Source organism: Pantoea sp. B270 (assembly GCF_018726825.1).
In the GTDB taxonomy this organism is placed as follows: domain Bacteria; phylum Pseudomonadota; class Gammaproteobacteria; order Enterobacterales; family Enterobacteriaceae; genus Pantoea; species Pantoea dispersa.
On the sequence record NZ_JAHCSX010000001.1, the window covers coordinates 1,495,510 to 1,520,214 of the forward strand.

At 49.7% G+C, this 24,705-nt stretch carries 24 protein-coding genes and 2 pseudogenes; 22 read left to right on the plus strand and 4 right to left on the minus strand.

Annotated elements, in window-relative coordinates; translation table 11 throughout:
• Positions 1-418: 418 nt before the first annotated feature.
• Positions 419-1,588, plus strand: coding sequence for an efflux RND transporter periplasmic adaptor subunit (locus KOL70_RS07285; RefSeq protein ID WP_135681397.1), 1,170 nt, complete (start codon positions 419-421; stop codon positions 1,586-1,588).
• On the plus strand, positions 1,585-4,776 hold the full coding sequence (locus KOL70_RS07290) for an efflux RND transporter permease subunit (protein ID WP_196357002.1): 3,192 nt from the start codon (positions 1,585-1,587) through the stop codon (positions 4,774-4,776). Before KOL70_RS07285 ends, KOL70_RS07290 begins: the two co-directional genes overlap by 4 nt.
• Positions 4,777-4,831: 55 nt before the next feature.
• Here KOL70_RS07290 and KOL70_RS07295 read toward each other — a convergent pair whose 3' ends face one another.
• Entirely contained in the window at positions 4,832-5,251 is a 420-nt protein-coding gene (locus KOL70_RS07295; RefSeq protein ID WP_075324497.1) for an Rrf2 family transcriptional regulator, read from the minus strand.
• Positions 5,252-5,280: 29 nt separating this feature from the next.
• Between KOL70_RS07295 and KOL70_RS07300 the strand changes: the two genes are divergently transcribed.
• Positions 5,281-5,736: a hypothetical protein gene (locus KOL70_RS07300; protein ID WP_306344578.1), complete on the plus strand. Its 456-nt coding sequence runs from the start codon at positions 5,281-5,283 to the stop codon at positions 5,734-5,736.
• A gap of 315 nt (positions 5,737-6,051) precedes the next feature.
• Here KOL70_RS07300 and KOL70_RS07305 read toward each other — a convergent pair whose 3' ends face one another.
• Complete coding sequence (locus KOL70_RS07305; protein WP_228258462.1) at positions 6,052-6,996, minus strand: AraC family transcriptional regulator; 945 nt, start codon at positions 6,994-6,996, stop codon at positions 6,052-6,054.
• A 197-nt stretch (positions 6,997-7,193) separates the two neighbouring features.
• Between KOL70_RS07305 and KOL70_RS07310 the strand changes: the two genes are divergently transcribed.
• The 4 genes from KOL70_RS07310 (at position 7,194) to KOL70_RS07325 (ending at position 10,253) form a co-directional block, all read left to right on the plus strand.
• Positions 7,194-7,937: an SDR family oxidoreductase gene (locus KOL70_RS07310; protein ID WP_215480453.1), complete on the plus strand. Its 744-nt coding sequence runs from the start codon at positions 7,194-7,196 to the stop codon at positions 7,935-7,937.
• A 34-nt stretch (positions 7,938-7,971) separates the two neighbouring features.
• Positions 7,972-8,739 carry an SDR family NAD(P)-dependent oxidoreductase gene (locus tag KOL70_RS07315; RefSeq protein ID WP_054176400.1) on the plus strand — a complete coding sequence of 256 codons (768 nt, stop codon included), beginning with the start codon at positions 7,972-7,974 and terminating at the stop codon, positions 8,737-8,739.
• A 35-nt stretch (positions 8,740-8,774) separates the two neighbouring features.
• Positions 8,775-9,632, plus strand: a complete 858-nt coding sequence (locus KOL70_RS07320; RefSeq protein ID WP_075324494.1) for an SDR family oxidoreductase — start codon at positions 8,775-8,777, stop codon at positions 9,630-9,632.
• 63 nt (positions 9,633-9,695) lie between these two features.
• On the plus strand, positions 9,696-10,253 hold the full coding sequence (locus tag KOL70_RS07325; RefSeq protein WP_075324493.1) for a flavin reductase family protein: 558 nt from the start codon (positions 9,696-9,698) through the stop codon (positions 10,251-10,253).
• A gap of 154 nt (positions 10,254-10,407) precedes the next feature.
• Here KOL70_RS07325 and KOL70_RS07330 read toward each other — a convergent pair whose 3' ends face one another.
• The gene (locus KOL70_RS07330; protein WP_215480454.1) at positions 10,408-11,313 is read right to left on the minus strand and encodes a LysR family transcriptional regulator; all 906 of its coding nucleotides are present in this window, start codon (positions 11,311-11,313) and stop codon (positions 10,408-10,410) included.
• 143 nt (positions 11,314-11,456) lie between these two features.
• On the opposite strand from KOL70_RS07330, the gene KOL70_RS07335 reads away from it, so the two are divergent.
• Positions 11,457-12,386, plus strand: coding sequence for an aromatic alcohol reductase (locus tag KOL70_RS07335; RefSeq protein ID WP_075324491.1), 930 nt, complete (start codon positions 11,457-11,459; stop codon positions 12,384-12,386).
• A 21-nt stretch (positions 12,387-12,407) separates the two neighbouring features.
• A pseudogene (locus KOL70_RS23570) lies at positions 12,408-12,606 on the plus strand (DUF1471 domain-containing protein).
• A gap of 579 nt (positions 12,607-13,185) precedes the next feature.
• Here KOL70_RS23570 and KOL70_RS07340 read toward each other — a convergent pair.
• Positions 13,186-13,515 (minus strand): YciI family protein, encoded by a 330-nt coding sequence (locus KOL70_RS07340; protein WP_075324490.1) that lies wholly within the window; start codon positions 13,513-13,515, stop codon positions 13,186-13,188.
• Positions 13,516-13,617: 102 nt separating this feature from the next.
• Between KOL70_RS07340 and KOL70_RS07345 the strand changes: the two genes are divergently transcribed.
• The 13 genes and pseudogenes from KOL70_RS07345 to KOL70_RS07405 all read left to right on the plus strand — a co-directional run bounded on the left by KOL70_RS07345 (position 13,618) and on the right by KOL70_RS07405 (position 24,620).
• Entirely contained in the window at positions 13,618-14,511 is an 894-nt protein-coding gene (locus KOL70_RS07345; RefSeq protein WP_022065310.1) for a LysR family transcriptional regulator, read from the plus strand.
• Between the two features lie 569 nt (positions 14,512-15,080).
• A complete protein-coding gene (locus KOL70_RS07350) occupies positions 15,081-15,524 on the plus strand; it encodes a hypothetical protein (protein WP_135681391.1) in 444 nt (147 codons plus the stop codon).
• A gap of 485 nt (positions 15,525-16,009) precedes the next feature.
• Positions 16,010-16,929, plus strand: a pseudogene (locus KOL70_RS07355) (hypothetical protein).
• A gap of 141 nt (positions 16,930-17,070) precedes the next feature.
• Positions 17,071-17,265, plus strand: a complete 195-nt coding sequence (locus KOL70_RS07360; RefSeq protein WP_020078417.1) for an AlpA family transcriptional regulator — start codon at positions 17,071-17,073, stop codon at positions 17,263-17,265.
• 52 nt (positions 17,266-17,317) lie between these two features.
• Positions 17,318-17,905: a DUF2857 domain-containing protein gene (locus KOL70_RS07365; RefSeq protein WP_075324488.1), complete on the plus strand. Its 588-nt coding sequence runs from the start codon at positions 17,318-17,320 to the stop codon at positions 17,903-17,905.
• On the plus strand, positions 17,895-18,104 hold the full coding sequence (locus tag KOL70_RS07370) for a TraR/DksA family transcriptional regulator (RefSeq protein WP_038807496.1): 210 nt from the start codon (positions 17,895-17,897) through the stop codon (positions 18,102-18,104). Before KOL70_RS07365 ends, KOL70_RS07370 begins: the two co-directional genes overlap by 11 nt.
• Before the next feature lie 393 nt (positions 18,105-18,497).
• Entirely contained in the window at positions 18,498-18,719 is a 222-nt protein-coding gene (locus tag KOL70_RS07375) for a hypothetical protein (protein WP_215480455.1), read from the plus strand.
• Between the two features lie 72 nt (positions 18,720-18,791).
• A complete protein-coding gene (locus KOL70_RS07380; RefSeq protein ID WP_075324486.1) occupies positions 18,792-19,445 on the plus strand; it encodes a lytic transglycosylase domain-containing protein in 654 nt (217 codons plus the stop codon).
• Positions 19,442-19,720 carry a TrbC/VirB2 family protein gene (locus KOL70_RS07385; protein ID WP_075324485.1) on the plus strand — a complete coding sequence of 93 codons (279 nt, stop codon included), beginning with the start codon at positions 19,442-19,444 and terminating at the stop codon, positions 19,718-19,720. The genes KOL70_RS07380 and KOL70_RS07385 overlap by 4 nt, the downstream gene beginning before the upstream one ends.
• An 11-nt stretch (positions 19,721-19,731) precedes the next feature.
• On the plus strand, positions 19,732-22,479 hold the full coding sequence (locus KOL70_RS07390) for a VirB3 family type IV secretion system protein (protein WP_075324484.1): 2,748 nt from the start codon (positions 19,732-19,734) through the stop codon (positions 22,477-22,479).
• A 22-nt stretch (positions 22,480-22,501) separates the two neighbouring features.
• Positions 22,502-23,230 carry a type IV secretion system protein gene (locus KOL70_RS07395; RefSeq protein WP_135681389.1) on the plus strand — a complete coding sequence of 243 codons (729 nt, stop codon included), beginning with the start codon at positions 22,502-22,504 and terminating at the stop codon, positions 23,228-23,230.
• An 11-nt stretch (positions 23,231-23,241) separates the two neighbouring features.
• Positions 23,242-23,517 carry an EexN family lipoprotein gene (locus tag KOL70_RS07400; RefSeq protein WP_064170455.1) on the plus strand — a complete coding sequence of 92 codons (276 nt, stop codon included), beginning with the start codon at positions 23,242-23,244 and terminating at the stop codon, positions 23,515-23,517.
• 71 nt (positions 23,518-23,588) lie between these two features.
• Positions 23,589-24,620: a type IV secretion system protein gene (locus KOL70_RS07405; protein ID WP_075324482.1), complete on the plus strand. Its 1,032-nt coding sequence runs from the start codon at positions 23,589-23,591 to the stop codon at positions 24,618-24,620.
• Positions 24,621-24,705 lie beyond the last annotated feature (85 nt).

The following is a 24,705-nucleotide window of genomic DNA, read 5'->3' on the forward strand; positions in this document are numbered from 1 at the left end:
ATCAGGCTCCTGACGTATCGAACACGCTGCTGGTTTAGGGCGAGAAGGTACTCGGCTATTAACTTGACGTGAACATTACTGTGTTTGCTTCCCAGCCCCACTCATTCTCCCGGTAAAACCGGAATGTTATCAAGACTGATTAAATAGCAAATAAAAACAACTTTCTCGTGAAAGATTGCATTCACTTTAACGGAATTGAAAACATCACACGCAAAATATCATGTAACTTTCATGGTTTCATGTGATAAGCTAACTCATGTCCCTTGTAAAGTTACATGAGTTTATCTTTCCGATGCGAGTTTGCAACGTCTTATGGTGCGCACACATCACAAAGTAACGCAGGTAAACGCTGTGACATGTAGGGGCCAACAAACAACTTAACTTTACCTTTATAACCACATGATTTTTGGAATGATTTATGACTGTATCGTTCAAACTTCGCATGTTGTGCTTAACCGGTACACTGGCTGTCATCGGGCTGTTCCTTTCAAAACAGAGCGTCATACCCGGCGCGTATGCACTTGAGACATCAAACTTTAAAACGGTGCGAACTACGTCCGCAGTTGTTCATACGGTAAACGACTGGGTCGAATTCTCGGGAAAACTGGAAGCCACCGATGAGGTCACTGTACGTTCAAAAGTTACAGGCTCGATTGTGGATGTTAAGTTCAGGGATGGTCAGTTGGTCAGGAAAGGCGATATTTTATTTATTATCGATCCAGCCCCTTATAAGACTGAACTGGCCCGGGCTCGTGCAGCATACGCGCAGGCAAAAGCGAAGCAGGACTTGGCATTGCTGGATCTGTCCCGGGGTAAAAAACTTATCGGGACCCATGCTATCTCACAGCGCGATTATGACGTTCTAAACAATGCCGCCCGGGAATCGAAAGCAGCCAGGGAGATTGCCGAAGCTGAGGTCGAGAGCGCCAGGCTCAGCGAAAGCTATACCCGGATCACCGCACCGGTAACTGGCCGTATTTCCAGAGCAGAACTGACAGTCGGTAATCTGGTCGCAGCCGGTATTGACAGTCCGGTTCTTGCATCCATTGTTGCTCTTGATCCCTTGTATGTCGCTTTTAATGCGGATGAACGAACCTATCTTAATTATATCGACAAGCTTTCAAATAAAGACAAACCTGAAGTGCTGGTAGGACTGGCCGATGAAAAAGATTATCCACATAAAGCCATTCTTCATTCTGTGGATAATCATCTCAGTACTGAAACCGGCACTATCAGGATGCGCGCACTTCTTGATAATCCAACATCAAGGTTGCTTCCCGGTTTACAGGCTCGGGTCAGACTCCAGGCAAGCAAATCTTATACAGCAGTAATGATTGACCAGACACTGATCCGCACCGACCAGGACAGACGCTATGTGCTGGTAGTCGGAAACAGTGACAAAGTTGAATATCGCCCCCTCGAACTGGGAAACAGACAGGGGAAACTGATTGTTGTGAAAAAAGGCCTCAATAAGGGTGACAGAGTTATTTCCGGTGGGGCGCAGTTGGTCGGTCCCGGTGAAACAGTCATTGTCAGCAAAGACGAATCCCCTTCTTCAAAATCCCGGGAAGGAAATAAGTCATCATGAAAGTATCAAAATTCTTTATCGACAGGCCGGTTTTTGCTGGAGTACTGTCTGCGTTGTTCATTCTGGCAGGGATTATCGCCATATTTCGTCTGCCGGTATCGGAATACCCACCGGTTGTCCCCCCATCCGTTATCGTTCATGCCCAGTATCCTGGAGCCAATGCCACCACGATTGCACAGACGGTTGCAGCTCCAATAGAGGAAACTGTGAACGGTGTAGAGAATATGCTGTATATGCAGTCACTTTCAAATGAGGATGGCAATCTCTATCTGACAGTGACCTTCAAACTGGGCACAGATCCCGATCAGGCTCAACAATGGGTGCAGAACCGGGTGTCGCAGGCTCTGCCCCGGTTACCTGAAGATGTCCAGCGACTGGGTGTCACAACGAATAAAAGCTCGCCGAATATCACACTTGCCGTTCATATGATATCGCCTGATGGCAGATATAACGATAATTACATCAGTAATTACGCCATACGTAACATCAAAGACCAGCTCTCGCGTATTGAGGGAGTTGGCCAAGTATCAGTATGGGGCCCCGGTGGTTACGCGATGCGAATCTGGCTTAATCCTGATGCTATGGCTGCTCGCGGACTGACGACATCAGATGTCGCCTCTGCTATCCGTGAACAAAACGCCCAGTCACCAGTGGGAAGCGTTGGCGCAGCCCCTATGGCGGAAGAAACACCGTTACAGTTGTCAGTTAATGCCAGCGGTCGGCTTAAAACGGCTGAAGAATTTGGCAACATTGTGCTTCATGCCCGACAGGATACCAGAACGACATTATTGAAAGATGTCGCCCGTATTGAACTGGCCGCTGAAAATTATGCCATGCGTACTTACCTGGATAAAAAGCCTGCGGTAGCGCTGGCCATACAGGAGTCTCCGGACGCAAATGCTCTGGAAATTGCCTCACGGGTAAGTCGCACAATGGAAGAGCTGAAAAAACAGTTCCCCGAAGGACTGGATTACCAGATAGTTTACAATCCAACCAAATCAGTCAGGGCGGGTATAGAAGCTGTGCTTCATACTCTTTTTGAGGCCATACTCCTCGTGGTACTGGTTGTTTTTCTTTTCCTCCAGACCTGGCGCGCCTCAGTCATTCCTCTGCTGGCTGTTCCCGTTTCGATAACCGGCACAATGGCATTTCTGTACCTCTTTGGGTTTTCAATCAATGCCCTGAGCCTTTTTGGCCTCGTCCTGGCTATTGGCATTGTTGTTGATGATGCCATTGTGGTTGTTGAAAATGTAGAAAGAAACATAGAAAGAGGCATGACGCCATATCATGCCGCCTGCAAGGCTATGCAGGAAGTCAGTAGTCCCATTATTGCGATTGCGCTGACGCTGAGTGCCGTATTTGTTCCGCTGGCTTTTATGAGTGGCCTGACCGGGAGGTTTTATCAGCAGTTTGCAGTGACAATAGCAGTTTCAACGATTATCTCCGCTATTAACTCCCTTACGCTCTCACCGGCTCTCTCTGCCATGCTGCTGAAGCCACGTGATTCAGACAGCGACTGGCTTACGCGCATTATGCATCGTAGTTGTGGACGGTTCTTTACGGTTTTCAACCGCCTGTTCAACAGTAGTGCCAGGCGATATGAAAAAGGTGTTGGCGCGCTTGGCCAGCGCAAGATTCTGATTATGGTGATTTATGGCATTCTGCTGGCAATCACGCTGTTCCTGGGCAGGTCTGTTCCCGGGGGTTTTATCCCTGCTCAGGATAAGGAATACCTTATCAGTTTTGTGCAGCTTCCTGCTGGCGCATCATTGTCCAGAACAGACCGGGTACTGGAAAAAATGAATGAAATAGCACGAAGTGAGCCAGGAGTATCTTCCACATCTTCTTATGCTGGATTGTCTGTAAACGGCACCACCACAAGCCCTGGTTCCGGTCTGACATTTGTCCTCCTCAAGCCTTTTGAGCAACGGCCAGGCATCAGCGCAGATGATGTTGCCGCCTCTCTGAATGCCAGATATCGGTCACTTCCCGGCGCAGATTTTGCGGCCGTTTTCCCGGCACCACCCGTTATGGGTCTGGGTTCCCTGGGGGGATTCAAATTGCAGCTTGAAGACAGAGGAAATATCGGTTACGACGGAATGGCCGAAGTACTTCGACGCTTTCAGGCAGAAGCAGCTAAATCACCTGTGCTGACGCCACTTTTTTCAACGTACCAGAATAATTTTCCACAAATTAATGTCGATATTGACCGTAATCGCGCCAAACAACTTGGGGTGAACATCAGTGATATCACTGAGACATTACAAACCTATCTTGGCTCATATTACGTAAATGATTTCAATATAATAGGTCGTGTATATCAGGTAAGAATGCAGGCTGACGCAGAGTTCAGGGCAACCCCGGAGGATATACTGAAACTACAGACCCGAAATGCCGATGGCAATATGGTACCGCTGTCTGCCATAGCCCGTATTGAGCCGACACACGGTCCTGAGCTGGTTACCCGTTATAATGGTTTTACAGCGGTCGATCTTAGTGGCGCGCCTGCTCCGGGCTATTCTTCAAGTCAGGCGATGGAAGAGATTGAACGTATAGCAAAGAAAACGCTACCACCCGGCGTAGAGTATGAGTGGACAGACCTGACCTACCAGCAAATTCTTGCAGGCAACAGTGCCGTCTGGATTTTCCCACTCTGTGTATTCCTGGTATTCCTGGTGCTGGCTGCCCAGTATGAAAGCCTTACGCTCCCTTTGGCTGTCATTATGATTGTTCCAATGAGTATCCTTTCTGCACTTACCGGGGTGTGGCTGACTCATGGGGACAATAATATCTTTACGCAAATTGGATTTATCGTCCTGGTCGGGCTCGCATCTAAAAATGCCATTCTTATCGTTGAATTTGCCCGTGAACTTGAGCTTTCAGGTAAGTCTGCCTTTAACGCGGTGAAAGAGGCATGCCGTCTCAGGCTGCGTCCAATTCTGATGACCTCACTGGCTTTCATCATGGGTGTAATCCCCCTGATGGTATCGCATGGAGCAGGCGCTGAGATGCGTCAGGCTATCGGGATATCAGTATTCTCTGGAATGCTTGGCGTCACCCTTTTTGGCTTGTTTATGACCCCCGTGTTCTACCTGTTAGCCCGACAAATATCAGGGAAACCACTGCACTCGGCCTCATTACCGGACGCGCCTGAGGAACGGCCGGTAACAGAACAGGCTTCAGACTAAAAATTCATGATGACCTTTCAACAGCCGGACACTATATGATGCCCGGCTGTTGAATTTATTTATGTTTAAGGACTTCCGGCACAAGCCTGTCAAGAGTAAGTTCAGCAAAGCGGTTCGTAATCAGACATCTCGCCTCTTCAAGCGTATCACTTATTTCATTGTTAACTGCATCCTCTATCTGGCATTTGTCATGCTCAGTCGCCCAGCCTATTGAAAAAAGTTCAGTGCTGCCAATAGCGTGGAAAACCTGAAGGAGAGTGATGTCTCCGAGAGGTTTCTGGAGTGTCCAGCCACCTCCATGCCCTTTTTCAGAATGAATGATACCCGCCTGTTTGAGCCCCTGGAAAAGGCGTCTGACCACAACCGGATTCGTATTAATCATCAAGGCTATATCTTCGGAGGTAACGGGATCGCGGATTTTATCCATATGTATCAGCACGTGTAATGCACGGGACAGCCGGTGGTCTTTTCTCATTTTTAATCCTGTTTGCTGCGGAATTTCTTATGAAACTTTCGTTGTTGCATAAGTGGTGGGATATCATGTATCTTATACTATTACATGATATCCATACAGAGAGTATTTTTATGTCATTCGAAAATGTGTCAGAACAGTTATGGGTCTGCCTCGTCATTGCACTGATGTCCAGTTGCATTTCAATCACCGTCACACAGCAGGAAATGTTTCGCCCGTTGCGTGAATGGATGGTCAAAAAAAATGCCATGATAGGCTACCTTTTCAGTTGTTTTTATTGTTTTAGTCACTGGGTGGTTTTTGCCGGTGTTGCAATTTACAGGCCCGTTCTTGTCCATTCAGGCTTCTGGTTAATTGACCTTGCGGTTACGGCATTCTTTACCATCGGTTTAACGGCCATGTTCAGCGGGATCATTCTGAAAGTGATGAGAAACGCTATCGCCAAAGCAATTGAAGAAAAAGAAATGAAAGACAAGCTGGGTTTGTAAATCGAACGGAGCCTGAAAATCTGGTGATGAAAGCAGGACGGGTAGCCCGGTAATCTGCGCATATAAATGGCACTACTGCTTTACGCTTTCGCACCAGGTTTTGCGATGTCTTCCACGCAGTTCACAGAGGTACGGGTACATACTGGTTCTGGCTGCCGGTGTTGATGTGCCGGCAGGTGTAGCTGACATTTTTGTTACGAACGAAAATCCCACAGGTTATTCAGATAATCTTCATATCAGCATGAACTGTTAGCGTCCTGGCGTCTCAGTCGGGTTTACAGTGAACGTTTGCGCATGAATATCGACAGTTGCAAATTAGTGTGTCGACGTCGCTGCTTCGAGTTGCGCAGGTTCCATCAGTGCGAATGCTGTGCGCATTTTGCGCGTCTCCTCTCCGGGGCTGCGACCAAACAGTCTTTTGAACTCCCGATTGAACTGCGACGCACTTTCGTAGCCGACCCGCGCTGCTGCCCCTGCTGCAGTAACGTTGTCCCGTATCATCATCAGTCGCGCCTGATGAAGACGCACTGACTTGATGTACTGGATGGGAGAAGTCGCCGCAACGGCTTTGAAATGCGCATGAAAGGCCGGTACGCTCAGGCCAGCTTCGTGCGCAAGTGAAGCCACATCCAGTGGCCGGGCGTAATCGAGGTGGATACGCCGTAACGTACGCGCGATACGTCCAAAGTTGCCATGACAGGCCAGCGCAGCACGAATGGCTCCGCCCTGTTCACCCAGCAGAACACGAAAAATCAGCTCCCGCACAATCCCCGGCCCCAGAACCCGCGCTTCAAGTGGTGAAAATAATACCTTCAGAAGACGAACTGTCGTATCTGCCAGCGTGTCGTCAAGTGGTGTGGAGACAATGCCAACGGGTGAACCTGATGCAGTGGCATGGTGATCGACAGCCATAACCAGGTCTGCCACAGCTGTCATATCCAGACGAATGGACACAGCAAGCAAAGGCTCTGCCGGACTGGCATCTGTCTCGCTTGAAAATGGCAGAGGTACTGACAGCACCAGATAGTGCAATGGGTCGTAGTGGTAAACCCTGTCGGCCAGGTAACCTCTTTTGTGCCCCTGACAGACAATAACAATGCCTGGTTCGTACAACACGGGGGTACGCCCCAACGCGCCGTCAGCACGCATCAGACGCACGCCATCCAGCAACGTACGGGTGTGACCTTCATGAGGGGCGAGCTGGCAAATCATCGCCGCCATTTCGGACTGTTGAGATATGGAGGGCAATATTTCTGGCATACAGCAGACCTGCTAACTGAATTTAATGATTATATTTTCACTCCCTGCATGCTTAAAAATCAATAAAGAAAATAGGATTAGGCAATGATGCAAGAGTGTCAGGCCTGTCGTCGTATGTGCCCTCTCTTTATGATACCTGCCTGTTTGATATTCCCATGACATTCCCTGTCCCCCCCGGTGACAGGCAAGGAGGAGTGATGAAAACAGTGGTATCAGAAACGTCTAAGGTGGTCGTTCTTACCGGTGCCAGTAGTGGTATAGGTGAGGCCACAGCCCGTCATCTTTCCCGGAAGGGGCATCATTTGTTTATCGGTGCCAGACGTATTGAAAAACTGACCGCACTGGCGACAGAGTTGTGGGCAAGGGGGGGTAATGTTGATGCCATGGCAATTGACGTTACGCGACCAGAAGATTTGCAACGCATCGCAGCCAGGGCGCTGGAGAAGCACGGACGCATTGACGTTCTCATAAATAACGCTGGCGTTATGCCACTCTCACCGCTGGCAGCGTTGAAGGTCGAAGAGTGGAGCCGCATGCTGGATGTCAATGTTCGGGGCGTTCTGCACGGAATAGCCGCCGTCCTGCCGATAATGCAGGAGCAGGGTTATGGCCACATCATTAATATTGCCTCCATAGGCGCGTATACGGTCTCGCCCACAGCCGCTGTCTATTGCGCCAGCAAGTTTGCCGTGCGCGCTATTTCTGACGGACTGCGACAGGAGACCGACGCGATCCGGGTGACGCTGGTCAGCCCGGGAGTGGTTGAGTCAGAACTTGCCGATCATATTACGGACGAAACCGCCGGGGCTGCCATGCGCGAATTCCGGCGCATCGCCTTACCTCCAGAGCCCGTGGCGCAGGCAATCGCCTATACCATCGAACAATCCGCTGACGTTGATATCAGCGAACTCATCGTCCGCCCTGTGGCCAGTCCTCATTAACCGTAAGCATGTTTTCATTTATTCAGGAGTGTTCATGTCAGAGTCAGGCTCTTTTTCCAGGGCTATGCCCTTTGCAGGCCGTGTTGCGATCGTCACCGGTGCCGCCAGCGGTATCGGCCTGGCGACCGTCGAACTGTTGCACCGCCAGGGCGCTCGTATTGTCGCAGTTGGCCGGGGGGATAATGTCAATGCGCTGGCACGTGAAGGCATTGTCCCAGTTGTCGCCGACGTGACTCAGGAAGCCAGTGCGGAACTGGCCGTGCGGACTGCAACAGAACAGTTCGGTCGCCTCGACGTCTTAATCAACAACGCTGGCATCATCATCAACCAGCCGGTGGCAGAAATGACGCTCAGGGAATGGAACCAGGTCATGGCTGTTAATGCCACTGGCGCATTCCTTTTCTCAAGGGAAGCCATGCGCCCAATGATGGCGGCAAAATCGGGTGCAATTGTTAATATTGGTTCTTACGCCTGTTATCAGTCTTTTCCCGGTATCGCCGCCTATGCAGCTTCCAAGGGGGCGCTGGCACAGTTAACCCGTACACTCGCGCTGGAAGCTATCACTCACGGTATTCGTGTTAATGCAGTCGGCTCCGGAGATGCGGTGACAAACATCACGAATACAATCCAGCCCGACGGGCAGGCATATCTGGCAGAGCATGGTCGTAAAGCGCCTGTTGGTCGTGCAGCCCACCCCGATGAAATCGCAGAAGTCGCCGCCTTTCTGGCGTCAGACAGGGCCAGTTACATTGTCGGCGCAGTGGTTATGGCCGACGGTGGCATGAGTGTCGCCATTCAGTGATGCAATTCATTTTTCAACAACAGGAGTCTTCATCAATGCAACAACAAACCTCCCCTGCAAAAGTCTGGTTTATCACCGGCGCTGCTCGTGGTATTGGCCTTTCGCTGGCACGCCAGTTACTGGCGCGAGGCGATGCCGTAGCCGCAACCTCCCGCACCCTGACCAGTCTGCGTCAGGCATTCGGCGACGATAACGCGCGACTGCTGGCGCTGGAGGTGGACCTGGTGAACGAAGCCAGCGTTCAAAAAGCCATCGACAGCACCATTGCCGCCTTCGGGCGCATTGACTGTGTGGTCAACAACGCAGGCTACGGCCAGCAGGGCACCATTGAAGCATTAACTGACAGCGAATTGCGTCGCAATTTCGATGTTAATGTGTTTGCTCCCCTGCATGTACTGCGCCATGCCCTGCCGCATATGCGTACGCGGCGCAGCGGCCATATCTTCAACGTGGCGTCGATCGTGGGCTTTCAGGGCGGTTACGCGGGCTGGGGCAGCTATGTCGCCAGCAAATTCGCACTGGCCGGTCTGACCGAAACCCTGGCGGCCGAACTGGCCGAGCTGAACATCAGAGCCACAGTGGTCTATCCTGGACCGGTGCGCACCGGGTTCCTGTCGAAGGAGACGCTGGTCGTGGCCCAGCGCACAATCGCTGATTATACCGAAGCTCAGGCCTCGCTGGACCTCCATCTGAACGGTCTGGACGGCAAACAGGCGGGCAATCCTGATAAAGTCGCTTCTCTGATACTGCAGGCGGCCAGTGCTGACGCCCCACCCGTGCATCTTTTTGCAGGTAAGATTGCTAACACCCTTGCTGAACAAAAAATGCATGCAGTGAGTCAGGACCTTGATGTCTGGCGAAGAGCGTCAGACGCCACGGATTTTGAAGAGTAATAACCCATTCTCCGGGGACATGTGAACCACACGGTCCCTGATTTTCTTTCTGGAGGATATCTCATGCATGACAGCCTGCCTGCGGAAAAAGCGTACCGTATTCTTGAAGCTGGTCCCGTTATTCTGGTGTCCACGAGGGGGACAGATGGCCGAACGAATCTGATGACCGCAGGTTTCCACATGATGATGCAGCATGCCCCACCGCTGGTCGGTGTTATTATCGGCCCCTGGGATTACAGCTATCAGGCGCTGTCAGATACCGGGGAATGTGTTCTGGCTGTACCGCCAGCCGGGATGGCAAAGGCCGTTGTGGACATCGGTAATTGCTCGGGAGAAACAGACGACAAATTTGCGCGTTTCGGCCTGACCCCCGTTGCCGCGCAATCGGTCAGTGCGCCTCTGGTAGATGAATGCGTGGCTAACCTGGAGTGCAGAGTGGTGGATGACCGACAGGTGCGTCGCTATAACCTGTGGGTGCTGGAAGTTCGGCGGATTTGGCTTGACAGCGCATGGCAGGAACTGCGCCTGCTCCACCATCAGGGTGATGGCCGTTTCAGTGTCGACGGAGAGACGCTTGACCTCAGTGACAGGATGGTAAAATGGCGCGACCTGATGAACTGAATTTTTACTAGTGCTTGTTGGTAATACATTACCGGCAAAAGCCGGTAATGTATTACCATGAAAAAGGACGCCGGTCTTGTGATCCATCCCGTAGCAGGATCTGACGGCCAACAGAATGAAAATGTACGCTAAAAAAGTTAACTCTCTTTTTACTTTACTGACGATTATCCAGGTGACTTAACATCGTTCTGCTCCAGTCATAAAAAGCGCGAACTGACGGTGGTATATATCGGCTATAGGGGTATACCAGGGATAGCGGTAATTCAGAGGTGCTGTTCTCCAGACAGGAGACCAGTTCCCCGCTTTGCAGGTATGGCGTAGCCAGATAACTGGCGACACGGATCAACCCAACCCCCTGTATCCCGGCCTGAATATATGCATCGGTATCGTCAACGATTAGCGCCTCTCTCATACGGATCGCCCGCTCCCCATCATCAAGGGTAAAAAACCATTCAGTTGTGCGTCCGGTGCGGTGATTCAGATAGCCAACCGCGTGATGCTTTTCCAGTTCATCCAGTTTTTGCGGCTTGTCGAAAGCATCAATATAAGACGGCGCGGCCAGAACGACCCAGGTAAAACCAGGCAGTGGGCGGGCAACCAGGGTTGTTGAATCTTCGATCCTGCCAGTACGGATCACGCAGTCATACCCTTCCCTGATGATATCCTCAACATTATCGCTTGAGCACAGCATCACTTCCAGCCCGGGGTACTGGCGGAGAAACGACGGGAGCCCGGGGATAATGCAATGTCGGGCGAGGGAATGGGGCATCCCCACTTTGAAACGGCCTCCTGGCTGCTCAGATCGTGCGGGAAAAGACGACTCCATGGCGGCAATATCCGTCAGGATCCTTTTGCATTCGTCGTAGTAGCGCTGGCCCTCCGCCGTGATGCTGAGTTTGCGGGTAGTACGCTGCAAAAGCTGGATACCAAGCCAGGACTCCAGCTCCCGGATAACCCTGGAAACCGTAGAGCGTGGCAGGCCAAGCACTTCTGCCGCTCTTGCAAAGCCATGCGAGTCCACCACGCTGACATAGACCTGCATTGCTCCCAGTTTATCCATCCCGTCCTCTCTTGCCTGTACACGTCTATTATCCCATAACAGCGAATAGTCTAACCCGGTTCCGTGATCTTATCGAAGGTCCATCGCTGCCTTACTCTTACTCCCACTCAATGAACAAGTCTAACAGCGTATAAGGAACCAATATGGCAGAGCATAAATTACACTCAGGTGAAAAAGTACTGGTCCTGGGTGCCGGACAACTCGGGGCGGCTGTACTGCAGCATCTGCTCCCGGCAGTCACTCAGCGCGAGGGCACTGTGTGCGTTATCGTTTCGCCTCGTGCCTGGGATGAACAAGGTCAACTGAGAGCTTCCACGCATCAAAAATATGTGGATGCCGGTGCAAAATTAATCCCTCTGGATATCGCCGCCTGCACAACGGACTCCCTGAAGGATCAATTTAAAGAGTTTGATACCGTTATCAATTGCATGGGGTTTGTTGCAGGCGCTGGTACTCAGATAAAAATCACCCGCGCAGTGCTGGAAGCCGGAGTTAACCGCTACTTTCCATGGCAGTTTGGTGTTAACTACGATGTCGTTGGCAAAGGAAGCGGCCAGCCGGTCTGGGACGAACAGTATGATGTAAGAACCCTACTGCGAGAACAACACAATACCGAATGGATCATTATCTCCACCGGTATGTTTACCAGCTTTCTCTTCGAGCCTGCATTCGATGTGGTGAATTTATCCGAACGGACTATCAATGCGCTGGGGGGATGGGACACACAGGTTACAGTAACTTCTCCGGAAGATATCGGCCGACTCACCACCGACATTTATCTACATCAACCGCGTATTGCCAACGAAGTAGTGTTTGTTGCAGGAGAAACGACTTCCTATGGTGAACTGGCAGAAACGGTCGAGCGAGTGACACAACAAACCTTTGCAAAAAAGGTTCTGACCCTGCCAACCTTGCTGGAGGAATTACAGGCCAACCCGGATGACCAGATGCTTCGCTATCGTGCGGCCTTCGCCCGAGGAGACGGTATGTGGTGGCCGATGAACGACACCTGGAACGTGCAGAACAATATTCCCACGCAGAATATCGCAGCCTGGCTTAAGTCATCCATTTAATTATTAATCAAGGGATTATCAATGAAAACTACCATGACGTTGTTATTCGTCTCTATAGTCCTGCCTTTTTCAGTCTGTGCTCAAACCGTGACGGCAACAGGCGATACGGAGCAGACGGAAGAAAAAAATTCGCCAGCAGGCTGACAGGGATTATAAAATCACCGAAGCCCGCATGGGAAATAAAGTATATATCACAGCAGAAAAAGTCCTGCCGGAATAAATAGTTCTGGGTGAAACAGCCCCTTGAATTTACCAGGTATGGCTGTCGACGCAGTCAAGGATATTTATATCGTATTACATACTGGAGGTTTTTATTTTGATTCGTCAATAAATTTATAAAGTATAACGGGTGGGTAACTGAGAGTTTTACCGTACGTGTCAGGTAAAACTCCCCCACCATCATGTACAGCAACTCCAGTCTCCCCCCCTGCAGCAGTACTTGCGGATACCTAGTTCAGAAAATTGCGAATGACTTACACACCCGGCATATCTGAATGACCTGTTCTGAATGCCTGGGGACTGCTTGCAGGCAGATATCATTGCGTAACTAAAAAAGTCACATAAGATTTTGTCCTAAATAAAATCAGGATGTAAGGTGCCTGTTAAACAAAATAATGATTTAATGGAAACCAAATAATGTTTAGTTCTGTAATCTGATAATTTATAATAATTTGTACGGTTGTGAAATTTAAAAATTACCGTCAGGTAGAGAGGCGAGTAACTGGCGTGGCTACTCACCTCACACCCGATATATGAATACTACAGGATACTGATAGTATTTTTCTCGTGGCTCAAATTTTCAGCCAATTAAGTCCTGCAACTCACTGACCGTATTGTGGCTTGAGTACCTGTCAAGCAGACCAAACAACGGGTCCCATTCATGGATTTCAAGTTTAGCGATGAGACCTTCACGAGCAAAAGGGTCCGCACTGATCATGGACTGGACTTCATCGCGCGTCTCAGCCCTGAAAATAAGAAATCCCGCCCGCAGCGGCGTGTTTTTGAGCGGACCGGACGCTAACAGTTTGCCCTGTTCTATCAGACCTTTCAGATAAATCACATGCTCGCGCACAAAGGTATTCCACCCGGTGCCATCCGGATGGTCCATTCTGACAATATAAATGTGCATCGTTTTTGCTGTCCTGTTCATGAGACAAAAAATAAGCATAATAAGTATTAGCAGTTTTTAAAATTCGCCAATATTGAGTTCTGAAACAACCAGGAGTAGCGAATGCTGGATAAACTTACCGGAATGCGGGCCTTCGTTGTTGTGGTTCAGACAGGCTCTTTTGTTGCGGCCGCAGACCGGCTCGATATGTCGCCTCAGATGGTGGCCCGCCATATCGCCACACTTGAGAAGCAGCTTGAAACGCGCCTGCTTAACCGAACGACGCGCAGGCAAAGCCTGACGCCGGCAGGCTCGCTGTACTACAGGCGGTGTGAAACAATTTTACAAGCCATCAACAGTGCAGAACGGGAAGCAAGCAGTTCGAGTGCGATTCTTGCAGGTACGCTACGGCTGAATGCGCCGGTAACATTCGGCCGTTATGTCTTAGTGGATTTTTTGAGCATATTTCTTGAGCGTTATCCGCAAATGCGTATTGAACTTATTCTTTCTGATGACGTTATTAATCCTGCTTCAGAAGATTTTGACCTGGTGATACGCATCGGCGAGCTTGATAAGAAACTCAGACTTGCGGCAAAACCGTTGCCTGCGTACCGATTTATTGCATGCGCTGCTCCTCAATACCTGGCAAAGTACGGTCATCCAGAACAACCTTCTGATCTGAAACATCATGAGTGTCTGGTTTTTGCACCTTGGTCTGCGGGATTAAGCCATTACTGGCCTTTTTCCAGCAGTGAGGGATATGCGGAAGTGATGGTAAACTCTCGTCTGGCTATTAACGACTGGGGAGCAATCCTTGAGGCGGCATTAAGAGGTACTGGCTTGCTATTTGGTTATGAAAAGGGACTTGAACGATTTATTAAAATGGGAAAACTCGTTCCTGTTCTGGAAGATTTTAATATTCCTCCTCGGGAAATGCATTTATTGTATGACCCTTCTCGGGCTAACGAAAACCGGTATAAAGTTTTTATTGACGAATTGTATGAACATCTTAGCTAATTATTCCGCCAAGCCTTTTAATAACAGCAATCTCACTTAGGCATCACTGCTGTCAGTCAATTTCACTGCAGATGCGCAATAGCCTATCTCATTGGGTTATTTATTTTGCCATTAGGAACGAACATTCACCTAAAAGCTGAGATGAAATTTCTTTTTTATTTAAGACACCTGACTTGTCTTGAAGTAAGGCTATCTCCTCTGTTCAGGTGGTTAAATTCAATCTGCCATTACAAAACCAGCATAACGGTGTTAGAAGTGAGGGATTTTTGAAGTGCCCCCCTCCCTGGACATTCTCAGAATGGGCAGTACCTGCAATTTTATCCGTTGGAACAGACATCTGACTTAAACCGGATTCGTATTGATCATCAAGGATATATCTTCAGAGGTAACGGCACCTTGAATTGTATACATATGAATCATTACAAGTAATCCCAGAGTAGCCGGTTGACATTCCCGTTGTTAATACTCGATTGCTGCACTTTCACTTATGACACTTTTGTTGTTGCATAAGAATCTTGTTTTCATGTATCTTATATCATTACATGAAGGTTTTATGAGGGGTACATACTATGTCATTCGATAACGTTTTAGAGCAGTTCTGGGTTTGCATGGTACTAGCGCTGATGTCCAGTTGTACTTCAATCACCGTCACGCAACAGGAAATGTTCCGTCTTTTGCGAGAACGAATGGTCAAGATAAATGCCATGACAGGTTGTCTCCTCAGTTGCTTTTATTGTTTCAGTCACTGGGTGGTTTTAGTGGGTATGGCAATCTACAGGCCTGTTCTCCTTAATTCAGGATTTTGGTTAGTTGACCTCGCTGTTACTGTTTTCTTTACCATCGGTTTAACGTCCATATTCAGAGGTATTATTCTACTGATGATGAGAAATGCCATTGCCAAGGCGATTGAAGAAAAGGACATGAAAGACAACTTTGTTTATAGCATGTACAACACCATACGATATATTTTTCTTCGCAAGGATCGCCACCTCTGCGCCAGGTATGTTGAGTAATTAATAATAAATTGCTTTCACGCCAGTCTATAAACTCTTTTTTCCGCATCATCAGCGACGTCAGTATAGGCTTACTGCCGATGCTGAAATTCAATAGCTGCGTGACGATTTGGGATAAATGAGATCTGATACGTTTGGCATATATAATAATCTCCAACCCTATTTCATCTTAGAATGCTCTGAGTCAGTTTACATTATCGCTATATTCGCATGGAGTATTTCTTTGATTCTGGCAAAAGTAAAAATCAAAGACTGGACATATATCATTCAAATTAATAACCAACATACAGTATGAATGTTGTCAGCTTTTTCCCGTGTTTCTAAGGCGCGACCGGTCCCTCTTAAATATCATCCAAACGAGGTTTATTACGTGGAAACTCTTATTAATTGAACTTGAACTAGCATGCCTGAAGTAAGAGCACTGAGTAATGTTAACAGCATTTAAACCAAGTACCATTACCTTGCAATACAAGTGGAGCTTCATTATGAAAAAAGAAAATAATCGCACTGACATTAAATACCCGATGACTGAGTGGTTAACTATACCTGAAGCCATACAACTGGCTCAACACAAATTGAAGTTTAGATTAACAAAAAGTGATATCTACAAGAATGCGCTGAGAGGAAATATCATCCTTTCCATTTATTTTCAGTCACCTATTACATTAAGAAAAATTCAAAAATTAAAAAATAAATTAAAATTTAGACCTATAGAAAACTCATTAACCTCCCGCCTTTGCGCCCTCGAAAAAAAAGCTTTATCGAAGAAAACAATCTGATACTCAGCACAGAAGGAAGATATTTACGCACTGCGAAAAGAATTATAGATACCAGCCTGGCTGGGTATGAATATGTTCTTGTACAACGTCTACTATCACAATCACTTAAAATCCCAGCGCCGATAACTGGAGCTAATGAATTCAATTATGGGCTGACGGTTACTATTTCAGGAGAAATATATCAAATATTTATAAATTCCACATGGAATGAAAGAATACGACAACAAACAGCGTTGCTCCCCGAAGATATCATTCTGGATATTTCCGAAAAAATATCCCATATTGAAGTAAACAACACGCTGAGAAAAGCGTACTTTCCACTCTATAATTTACCTACTGATGCATGTTTTGTTATACGCCATTCAGAACTTGGAAAGCTTATAAACATCCCAACCAAGTCATTGGCCGTTAAACCCCGTATTTCAACGCCTCTATCACGTCTTTTCTGGCTTGCCTGTTATCATAATGAGGATATAAGGCCTTTACTTCGACAACCTTATAAACTCTTATCCATCTTCGAGCAATGGGCCTCAGACGATGGCATCACAGATCGACTCAGCGGAGACACACTAAAAACCGCGCTAGAACGAGGCTCCCCAGTTTCACCATCATCTAAGATAGCATGATATTTATCATGCTAAAGTTTAAATCCGTATTAAGGATAATAGCCTCCTTGATATGGATTTATTAACTTCCATCCTAATCTTTCCTGTGCTTCTTTTGAGAACGCCGGGCGTCCACCGGTTATTTAACCACAGGAGAAAACAATGACAGCACATCAGCTATTACGCCTGAAGCAAGTTGAAGAAAAAACTGGCCTGAAACGCTCTCAGATTTACCTGTATATGAAAAATGGAACCTTTCCACGTTCAATAAAAATTGGCCCGGCCAGTGTGGCCTGGCTCGAATCGGAAATTGATGAATGGATCAGCCTTAAATTGGCCGGACGTTCAATCAGTTAAAAATGTCCGTTTATTTGCTCAACTTTTCCATATAGATTGAGGAGATAACAGAATGATTCCATTAATTAATTACACCATCTTAACTGATGCGTTGCACGCTCTGAAAGTTGGGGATATTCGTCACTGCGAGTCCCTCGGATTCACTTTCGACGAAATGAATGCTCTTAATGAGTTATCACTCGATGAACTGTTTGCTGTCAGCCGGGCGGCGGCTCCCTTTGTTTCGGTCAGTGTCCGCCATGATGTTCTGCATCATTTACTGGCGCAGGCCCGACAGGAATACCGACAACAGCAGCAGATTAACCGGGCTATCCGGCTGGGCGGTTCTATCGCGTTGCTCAACCACTACTTTGGCCTGACGTCTAATGATGTCTGCCTTCGCCGACGGTTGCTGGGTGTCAGCGTGCCATATGGACGTACACCTGAGCCGGATGAAGAGACAGATGCCGAGATCTGGCGGCAATGGCAGAAGTGCCGGATGGAAAACCTTGAATCCCCCGACGCGCTGATGGCCATTATGCAGGTTACTGAACTCTTGCTACCAAGGTTCCTGGGACTGTCACTCACCATGGTATGGAGACGTATCACGCTTTGTGAAAAGGAAGTTGCCGCTAACAGGAGGGCACCCCATGCCGGATGAGATCGATCGCGATCAGGAATTTAATGAGCAGCGCCTGGAGGAGATGATTGAACATAGTCGTTTTAAGCCGGGGTCGACACCATCATTATTTCACTGTCGTGTATGTGGTAAACCCATTCCAGAAAAGCGACGGCAAGCACTGCCGGGTGTAACCACCTGTACGGAATGTCAGGAAAAACTTGAACGTAGTAGCCGCTGACAGGATAAAAAAGACGTGTAGAGATGTTATATCTCTGCACGTCTTTATTATTCACGGTGAATGTTAATACAACTCTCTCGTGTTTTTTAAATCCTCATTATTCTCACTGCATCTTAAATACTCCACTATTTTTCTCTCTTCTTTTTGTTTTGAGTTTCTCATTTATATCCCTCACCAGATATTCGAATCTGAGAACGCCATTACAGCATAGTCGCCCCTATGGACATTAATTCGTCCTGACAGGGTATTGCTCTTTAACAAAATGGATCGGGCTGTCACGTAACCACAATTCAGGGTGCCGCTGAATGTTCTCGCTGACCCGTTAAAACCGGAATGCAGAACCGGGATGTGACTGGTTTATTCCATTTACTGTTTTTGATCAAAGGAAATTCCATGAGAAAACCCACTTATCACGTTTTTGTTACCCAGGAAAGTCAGCCCGATTCTCAGGGCGAAAAAAACACGTACTGGACAAAAGCTGGTGTGGCCTTCGCACATAACGGCAAGCCCGGTCTGAATATCGTTTTGATACCCGGTATTGCCGTCTCCGGCAGGCTGGTGCTACTTGAACCGAGAGAAGAAAGTGACATTTCACAGGATGCCTCTGCCGCTTAATCCATTTTCTCTTCCTCTCCTCCGGCGGCGTATTTTTCTATAAGCCGCCGGTCTCTCTGTTACGAGGCCAGCATGCTTTCCACCACTGCCTTTCTGGCACTGGCGGTGCAGTGCGCCGCCAGTATTCACCCTTCCACGTCGCTTGATGTCGCACGGGTCGAATCCGGTTTCCACCCTTACGCCATTGCTGAAATCCTGCCAGACAGCCGGGGCGTGATTTCACATTTCCCCACGAGCCTGCCGGAGGCGATCCGCCTCACCAGACAGCTGGCGACACAGGAGCGACGCTATTCGGTCGGCCTGATGCAAATAACCAGTACTAATTTCCGCCATTACGGCGTCACGGCCAGCGACCTGCTTAACCCTTGTATCAATCTGTCGGTATTTGAGCGCATTCTCGCCGACTGTTACCGGCGCGGCGGCACCCTGAAACGGGCGCTCAGTTGTTACTACTCCGGCAACTTTGAAACCGGCCAGCGACCGGAATCCGCCTTTAACCGGACCAGCTACGTGCAGCGCATTGGCTATGTCGTCCCGTCCACCCGGGAAGACCGGCAGCGTGACCCTGACCGGAACGCGCAACCGCCTGTCCGTTATCCCGCCGTTGTGCTGCGTGGCGAGCCTGCCGGTGCCACTGCGCCGGTCCTGACTTCCCTGCATTATCCCGGTTCCGTCATTCGCGGCGCTATCCCTGTTATCCCTGTTATCCCTGATGAGGAGAAATGATCATGCGTAAATGCCGTTACTCCGTTGTTGCTTCCGTGCTGCTGCCTGCCCCGCTGCTGGCGGCAGACAGCGGATTTAACAAGGCCAATGAGACACTGAGCAATACCTCGACCGGCCTGCTGGGACTGGCCGCTGTCACTATCACACTGGCGACCATGTGGGTGGGCTACAAGGTGCTGTTCGACGGCAAGAGCCTGCACGACATGCGTAACGTCATCATCGGCGCGATCCTGATTGTCGGCGCGTCCGGCTTCGGTGCCTACTGGGCGTCATAAGCGAGGTAACGATGGCTACGCTGAATAAAGCACTCACGCGGCCTGCCGCCATTATGGGTATTCCTCTTGTGCCGTTCGTTCTCGTCAGCGGGGCCATCGTCCTGCTGGCGGTCTATGTCAGCTATTACCTGGCACTGTTGCTGATCCCGGCCTGGGCGGAAATGAAAAATAAAGCCCGAAAGGACATTCATTATTTCAGTCTGCTCTGGCTTGCGTTTAAAACCCGTGGACGACTTTTCACCAATACCCATTTTGGCGCGAATGCCCTTCTGGCGAATCAGTACGATAATGTTGATGTCTCGGAGTTTATTCAGAAAATGAAATTAAACGAGCGTATTACGCTGGATAAATATATTCCGTATTCCTCCCATATTCACCCTCACATCATCAGAAACCGTCACCGTGATTTTATTGCCACCTGGGAGCTGGGCGGCACAGTCTTTGAATGTGAAGACGAACATCACCTGACCCTGATGGCCACACATCTGAACAATATTATCCGCTCGTATGAAGGTCTGCCGGTAACATTTTATATTCACCGGCTCCGTGAAAAATACCATGATGCTTTTGAAGCCTGTTCGGGTATTCCCTTTTCCGATGACGTGACCCGGCGGTATTACCAGCCGGTAAAAGAAAAACCGTTCTGGCGGCACAGGCTGTTTTTCACCGTCTGCTACGCACCGTTCTCTCAGATCGAGAAGAAAACAATGAAAGCGCAGTCGCACGGTAAACGCCAGCCAGTTCTGGATGACGCGCTCAAAATCATGCTGGAATACCGTGAAGCACTGGGATCCTCATTATCCCGCTACATGGCAACGCCGCTGGGGATATATGAAGAAAACGGGCGGGTGTATTCCTCGCAACTGGCGTTCTTCCACCGCCTGATCACCGGACAGTGGCAGAAGGTGGCCGTAACGCGCTCGCCGTTTTATGAAACATTAAGCACGCCGGACGTGTTTTTCACCACCGACACCGGTGAATGCCAGACGGTCAGCGGTTCCCGCTTCTTCCGCAGCCTGGAGATTAAGGATTATTCCCCGGAAACCCATACCGGTATGCTGGATGCGCTGCTGTACGCCGAAAGCGAGTATGTTCTGACGCAGTCCTTTACCTGTATGGCACGGGATGAGGCGCAGAATCATATCCGGCTGGCGGAAAAACGGCTTAACTCCACGGACGACGACGCGATTTCCCAGCGCGAAGAGTTGATTGTCCTGCGCGACCTGCTTCAGTCCGGACATGTGTCGTGCGGTAAATTCCACTTTTCCCTGCTGATCTCCTCAGACAATGCCGGACAGGTGGTGAAGGACACTAACGTTCTGGCCCAACCCTTCGCCGATCTTGGTATTATGACGACGCTCTCCACCCTGTCACTGCCCGCCGCATATCTGGCGCAACTGCCGGGAGTCTATACGCTGCGTCCCCGACTGGTGGCCGTCAGCAGCCAGAATTTTGCCGATATGGCCTGCCTGCATAACTTCCATCCCCACAAACGCAGCGGTAATCCGTGGAGGGAAGCCATCGCCATCCTCACATCTCCCGGCGGTGGCGGGTATTACCTGAACCTGCACGACAGCCAGGCCGGACGGGATGACACCGGTGAGAAAACGCCGGGGAATGCGGCAATTATCGGGAAAACCGGCTCCGGCAAAACCCTGCTGATGACCATCATGCAACAACTGATGCAGAAGTACCGCAACCCGGCGTCGTTTGCGCCTTCTGCCACCATCAAACGGCTGACCACGGTGTATTTCGATAAGGACCGGGCGGCGGAGATGGCGATCCGTCAGATGGGTGGACGATACTTCCGCATCCGTACCGGCGAGCCCACCGGCTTCAACCCGTTTGCGCTGGAGCCAATCCGCCGTAACATCAGTTTCATCAAACGGCTGGTGCGCATGCTGTGCCGCCGCAACGGGAAGCCGCTCGATCCGCGCGATGAGGAGCGGATCAGTGCCGCCGTTGACACCATCATGCTGGACTACCCGCCGGAGTACCGCCGGTTCGGGATCACCCGGCTGCTGGAAGTGCTGCCGGAGCCGCCGACTGCAGATGCCCGCACAAACGGGCTGCGTATTCGCCTGAAACAGTGGGCGCAGGGGGGCGAGTTCGGCTGGGTGTTTGATAACGAGGCCGATACTTTCACCATCAGCGATGTCGATAACTTTGGTATCGACGGCACCGAATTTCTGGATGATGACGATATTCGCGGCCCCGTGACCTTTTACCTGCTGTACCGTGTGACCAGTCTTCTGGACGGTCGCCGCCTGGTGATGTTTATGGATGAGTTCTGGCGCTGGCTGGCCGATATCGAATTTTCCCGCTTCTCGCTCAATATGCTGAAAGTCATCCGCAAGCTGAACGGTATCTTCGTCCCGGCAACACAGTCACCGGATGAAATCGTCAGACACCCCATCGCCCCGGCGATTATTGAGCAGTGCGGTACACAGATTTACCTCGCCAACCCGAAAGCCAGCCATGCGGATTACGTGGAGAAAATGAAAGTGCCGGAAAGTGTTTATGACACGGTCAGAAACCTTGATCCGGGCGAGCATTATATGGTCATCCTGAAAACACCGTTACAGGCCGGAGAAACCCGCCCGTTTGTGGCAATGGCGAGAATGGATCTGTCCGGACTGGGTAAACTCACCCGGCTTCTCAGCGGCAGTGAGGACAACCTGAAAATATTCGATGCCATTTATCAGGACGGTATGCGACCTGATGAATGGAAAAACGCTTTCCTTGAGCGGGCCATCTGACAGTAGACCGGAGGTAATATTAATGCGTACCCGGGATCACCTTCTGGCATTATCGTTATTTTTCTCAACGCAGACATTCAGCGCCGGAATACCGGTTTTCGACGCTGTGCAGAATACCGAATCCATTAATCAGTGGATACAAAAACTACAACAATGGGAGGATACAGTTACCCATTATAAAAGTGAACTTGATGCATATAAGAAGCAACTGGCTACCGCAACCGGCGTGCGGGATATTCAGGGTTTTCTCAGCGATGCCCGAAGCCTGAAAACCGATATTGATAAACTCCGTAAGAGCGGTATTTCACTGGATGATCTGCTGACCACGCAGAACAGTTCATATTCTTCTGAACTGCAAAACCTTTACAATAAATACAAATCGTTCAGCGTATGCAGCGAGGAACAGGAAGGAATAAAATCTCAGGCCCTGGCCGACAGTTGTAAACAGATGATCCTCAATCAGGCAATGGCGATTGAGAATACCACTGGCGTTGAAAACAGGATCAACAGCACACTCAGCGACATATCAGACTTATCTGATCGTATATCGAATGCGCAGGACTCGAAAGAGTCTCAGGATCTGGCTAACGCCATCGCGGCGAAAAGCGTACAGTTAAATGCGCTGACGAATCAGTGGGAGATGTCTGTCAGACAGGCTGAACAGCGAACGACATTGCTGGAACAGCAAAGACAGAAAGCCTTTGAACAGCAGCAACTGACGGCACCTGTTGCTGACCTTAATAATTTATAAGGAGGTTATCCGTGCTCAGATCTTTATTCACCTTATGCACACTCTCAGGCGTGATATTACTGTCCGGCTGCAAGGAAACCAAATCCGAAGCCTGGTATAAGCAGCATCCTGACGAAACTTATGCGGTTTATACGCAATGCCTGAAGGATGGCGAGGCAAGCGATAACTGCGAATTTGCCCACCGGGCAGCACTTATGTTTGCACAGGAAGGCCAGCCCGGGGTTAAGGAGAAATTCGGGGCGATATTTCAGCAGGAAGCTGAAAAAAGAAATGCAGTGACACAGTAATTTCTCCTCCAGCGAAACAGGGAATCCTCTCTGTTTTCTATTTCCTTTCTTTATATATCAGGTGAGGCACCATGTCCGGTGGTATTTTTGTTGGTATGGACAAAAACATCATGGATGGACTGAATTCCGTACTGGAAGGTCAGTCTTCCACTTACGGCACGATGATCAGCGTCATCATCGTCAGCTCTTTTACCCTATTTATACTGTTTCGCGGTTATCAGACGCTGGCTGGCAAACTCCGGACCCCGGTTGAAGATGTCGCCTGGGATGTGGGGCGAATGTTGCTGATCACCACCTTTGCGTTAAACCGGGATGGCTGGCTGGATATGGCGGTAGCGGCTATCCAGGGACTCAAAGACGGTATCAGCGGCGATGATAACGTCTGGGCGCTGCTCGATACCGTCTGGGAAAAGGCACAGGCGCTGGGGCAAAAGTTATTTAATATGGACACCTCAACTTACGTCAAACTGAATGGTGGCCTTGCCGAAGTCCTGGTATGGGGCGGCTCTATTGTCCTGCTGATGGCAGCCACCTTTGTGAACCTGCTCGCCGAAATCACCATCCTGTTAATGACCACCACGGCGCCGCTCTTTATTTTCTGCCTGTTGTACGGTTTTCTTAAACCGATGTTTGATAACTGGCTGAAAACGATTTTCGCGGCAATATTAACGATCATGTTTTCTGCTTTATCCATCCGTATTGCCATTAATTACCTGAATAAAATACTGGATGCAGCAACAAAAACATCTGCTGAAACTAATATGGTCACGCTGGCGGCGCAGTGCCTGCTGGCCGGGGTCGCGGCGGGTGTGGTGGTCTGGTTTTCCGCGAAGCTCGCCAGCGCACTCAGCGGGGCCGCCGTACAGGCGGTGCTACAGGGGGCAGCCATGAGTGGTCTGAGCGGACTGGCGAATAAATCCGCCGACCTCACCGGTCCGGGTGTAAAGGGTGGTGCCCGCCTGGCTGCGAAAGGCGGCATGGCCGTCGCCGCTTCGACCGGCAGGCTCACCGGCGCAGGCGCGGGTAAAACCGTGAGCGCCTGGCAAAAACGCGCCGCCGCCATCGAAAGTATGAAACGCCTGAACCGGCAGCGTCACCGTTAATCCTCCCGTCTCTTAATTTCCTTTCCCCGTCACGCCGTGGCCTGCGCCACCGGTGCGGCATTCCTGCATCCATACGATAAGGGGC

Excerpts from the sequence above, each read along its gene's own strand:
- KOL70_RS07385 (WP_075324485.1), top strand. The coding sequence starts at position 19,442 with ATGATCATGCGTAAATGCCGTTACTCCGTTGTTGCTTCCGTGCTGCTG.
- KOL70_RS07290 (WP_196357002.1), top strand. The coding sequence starts at position 1,585 with ATGAAAGTATCAAAATTCTTTATCGACAGGCCGGTTTTTGCTGGAGTA.
- KOL70_RS07390 (WP_075324484.1), top strand. The coding sequence starts at position 19,732 with ATGGCTACGCTGAATAAAGCACTCACGCGGCCTGCCGCCATTATGGGT.
- KOL70_RS07295 (WP_075324497.1), bottom strand. The coding sequence starts at position 5,251 with ATGAGAAAAGACCACCGGCTGTCCCGTGCATTACACGTGCTGATACAT.
- KOL70_RS07345 (WP_022065310.1), top strand. The coding sequence starts at position 13,618 with ATGCTGGATAAACTTACCGGAATGCGGGCCTTCGTTGTTGTGGTTCAG.
- KOL70_RS07395 (WP_135681389.1), top strand. The coding sequence starts at position 22,502 with ATGCGTACCCGGGATCACCTTCTGGCATTATCGTTATTTTTCTCAACG.
- KOL70_RS07300 (WP_306344578.1), top strand. The coding sequence starts at position 5,281 with ATGAAACTTTCGTTGTTGCATAAGTGGTGGGATATCATGTATCTTATA.
- KOL70_RS07335 (WP_075324491.1), top strand. The coding sequence starts at position 11,457 with ATGGCAGAGCATAAATTACACTCAGGTGAAAAAGTACTGGTCCTGGGT.
- KOL70_RS07325 (WP_075324493.1), top strand. The coding sequence starts at position 9,696 with ATGCATGACAGCCTGCCTGCGGAAAAAGCGTACCGTATTCTTGAAGCT.
- KOL70_RS07315 (WP_054176400.1), top strand. The coding sequence starts at position 7,972 with ATGTCAGAGTCAGGCTCTTTTTCCAGGGCTATGCCCTTTGCAGGCCGT.
- KOL70_RS07330 (WP_215480454.1), bottom strand. The coding sequence starts at position 11,313 with ATGGATAAACTGGGAGCAATGCAGGTCTATGTCAGCGTGGTGGACTCG.
- KOL70_RS07310 (WP_215480453.1), top strand. The coding sequence starts at position 7,194 with ATGAAAACAGTGGTATCAGAAACGTCTAAGGTGGTCGTTCTTACCGGT.
- KOL70_RS07350 (WP_135681391.1), top strand. The coding sequence starts at position 15,081 with ATGTCATTCGATAACGTTTTAGAGCAGTTCTGGGTTTGCATGGTACTA.
- KOL70_RS07340 (WP_075324490.1), bottom strand. The coding sequence starts at position 13,515 with ATGCACATTTATATTGTCAGAATGGACCATCCGGATGGCACCGGGTGG.
- KOL70_RS07380 (WP_075324486.1), top strand. The coding sequence starts at position 18,792 with ATGCTTTCCACCACTGCCTTTCTGGCACTGGCGGTGCAGTGCGCCGCC.
- KOL70_RS07405 (WP_075324482.1), top strand. The coding sequence starts at position 23,589 with ATGTCCGGTGGTATTTTTGTTGGTATGGACAAAAACATCATGGATGGA.
- KOL70_RS07365 (WP_075324488.1), top strand. The coding sequence starts at position 17,318 with ATGATTCCATTAATTAATTACACCATCTTAACTGATGCGTTGCACGCT.
- KOL70_RS07320 (WP_075324494.1), top strand. The coding sequence starts at position 8,775 with ATGCAACAACAAACCTCCCCTGCAAAAGTCTGGTTTATCACCGGCGCT.
- KOL70_RS07305 (WP_228258462.1), bottom strand. The coding sequence starts at position 6,996 with ATGCCAGAAATATTGCCCTCCATATCTCAACAGTCCGAAATGGCGGCG.
- KOL70_RS07360 (WP_020078417.1), top strand. The coding sequence starts at position 17,071 with ATGACAGCACATCAGCTATTACGCCTGAAGCAAGTTGAAGAAAAAACT.
- KOL70_RS07375 (WP_215480455.1), top strand. The coding sequence starts at position 18,498 with ATGAGAAAACCCACTTATCACGTTTTTGTTACCCAGGAAAGTCAGCCC.
- KOL70_RS07285 (WP_135681397.1), top strand. The coding sequence starts at position 419 with ATGACTGTATCGTTCAAACTTCGCATGTTGTGCTTAACCGGTACACTG.
- KOL70_RS07370 (WP_038807496.1), top strand. The coding sequence starts at position 17,895 with ATGCCGGATGAGATCGATCGCGATCAGGAATTTAATGAGCAGCGCCTG.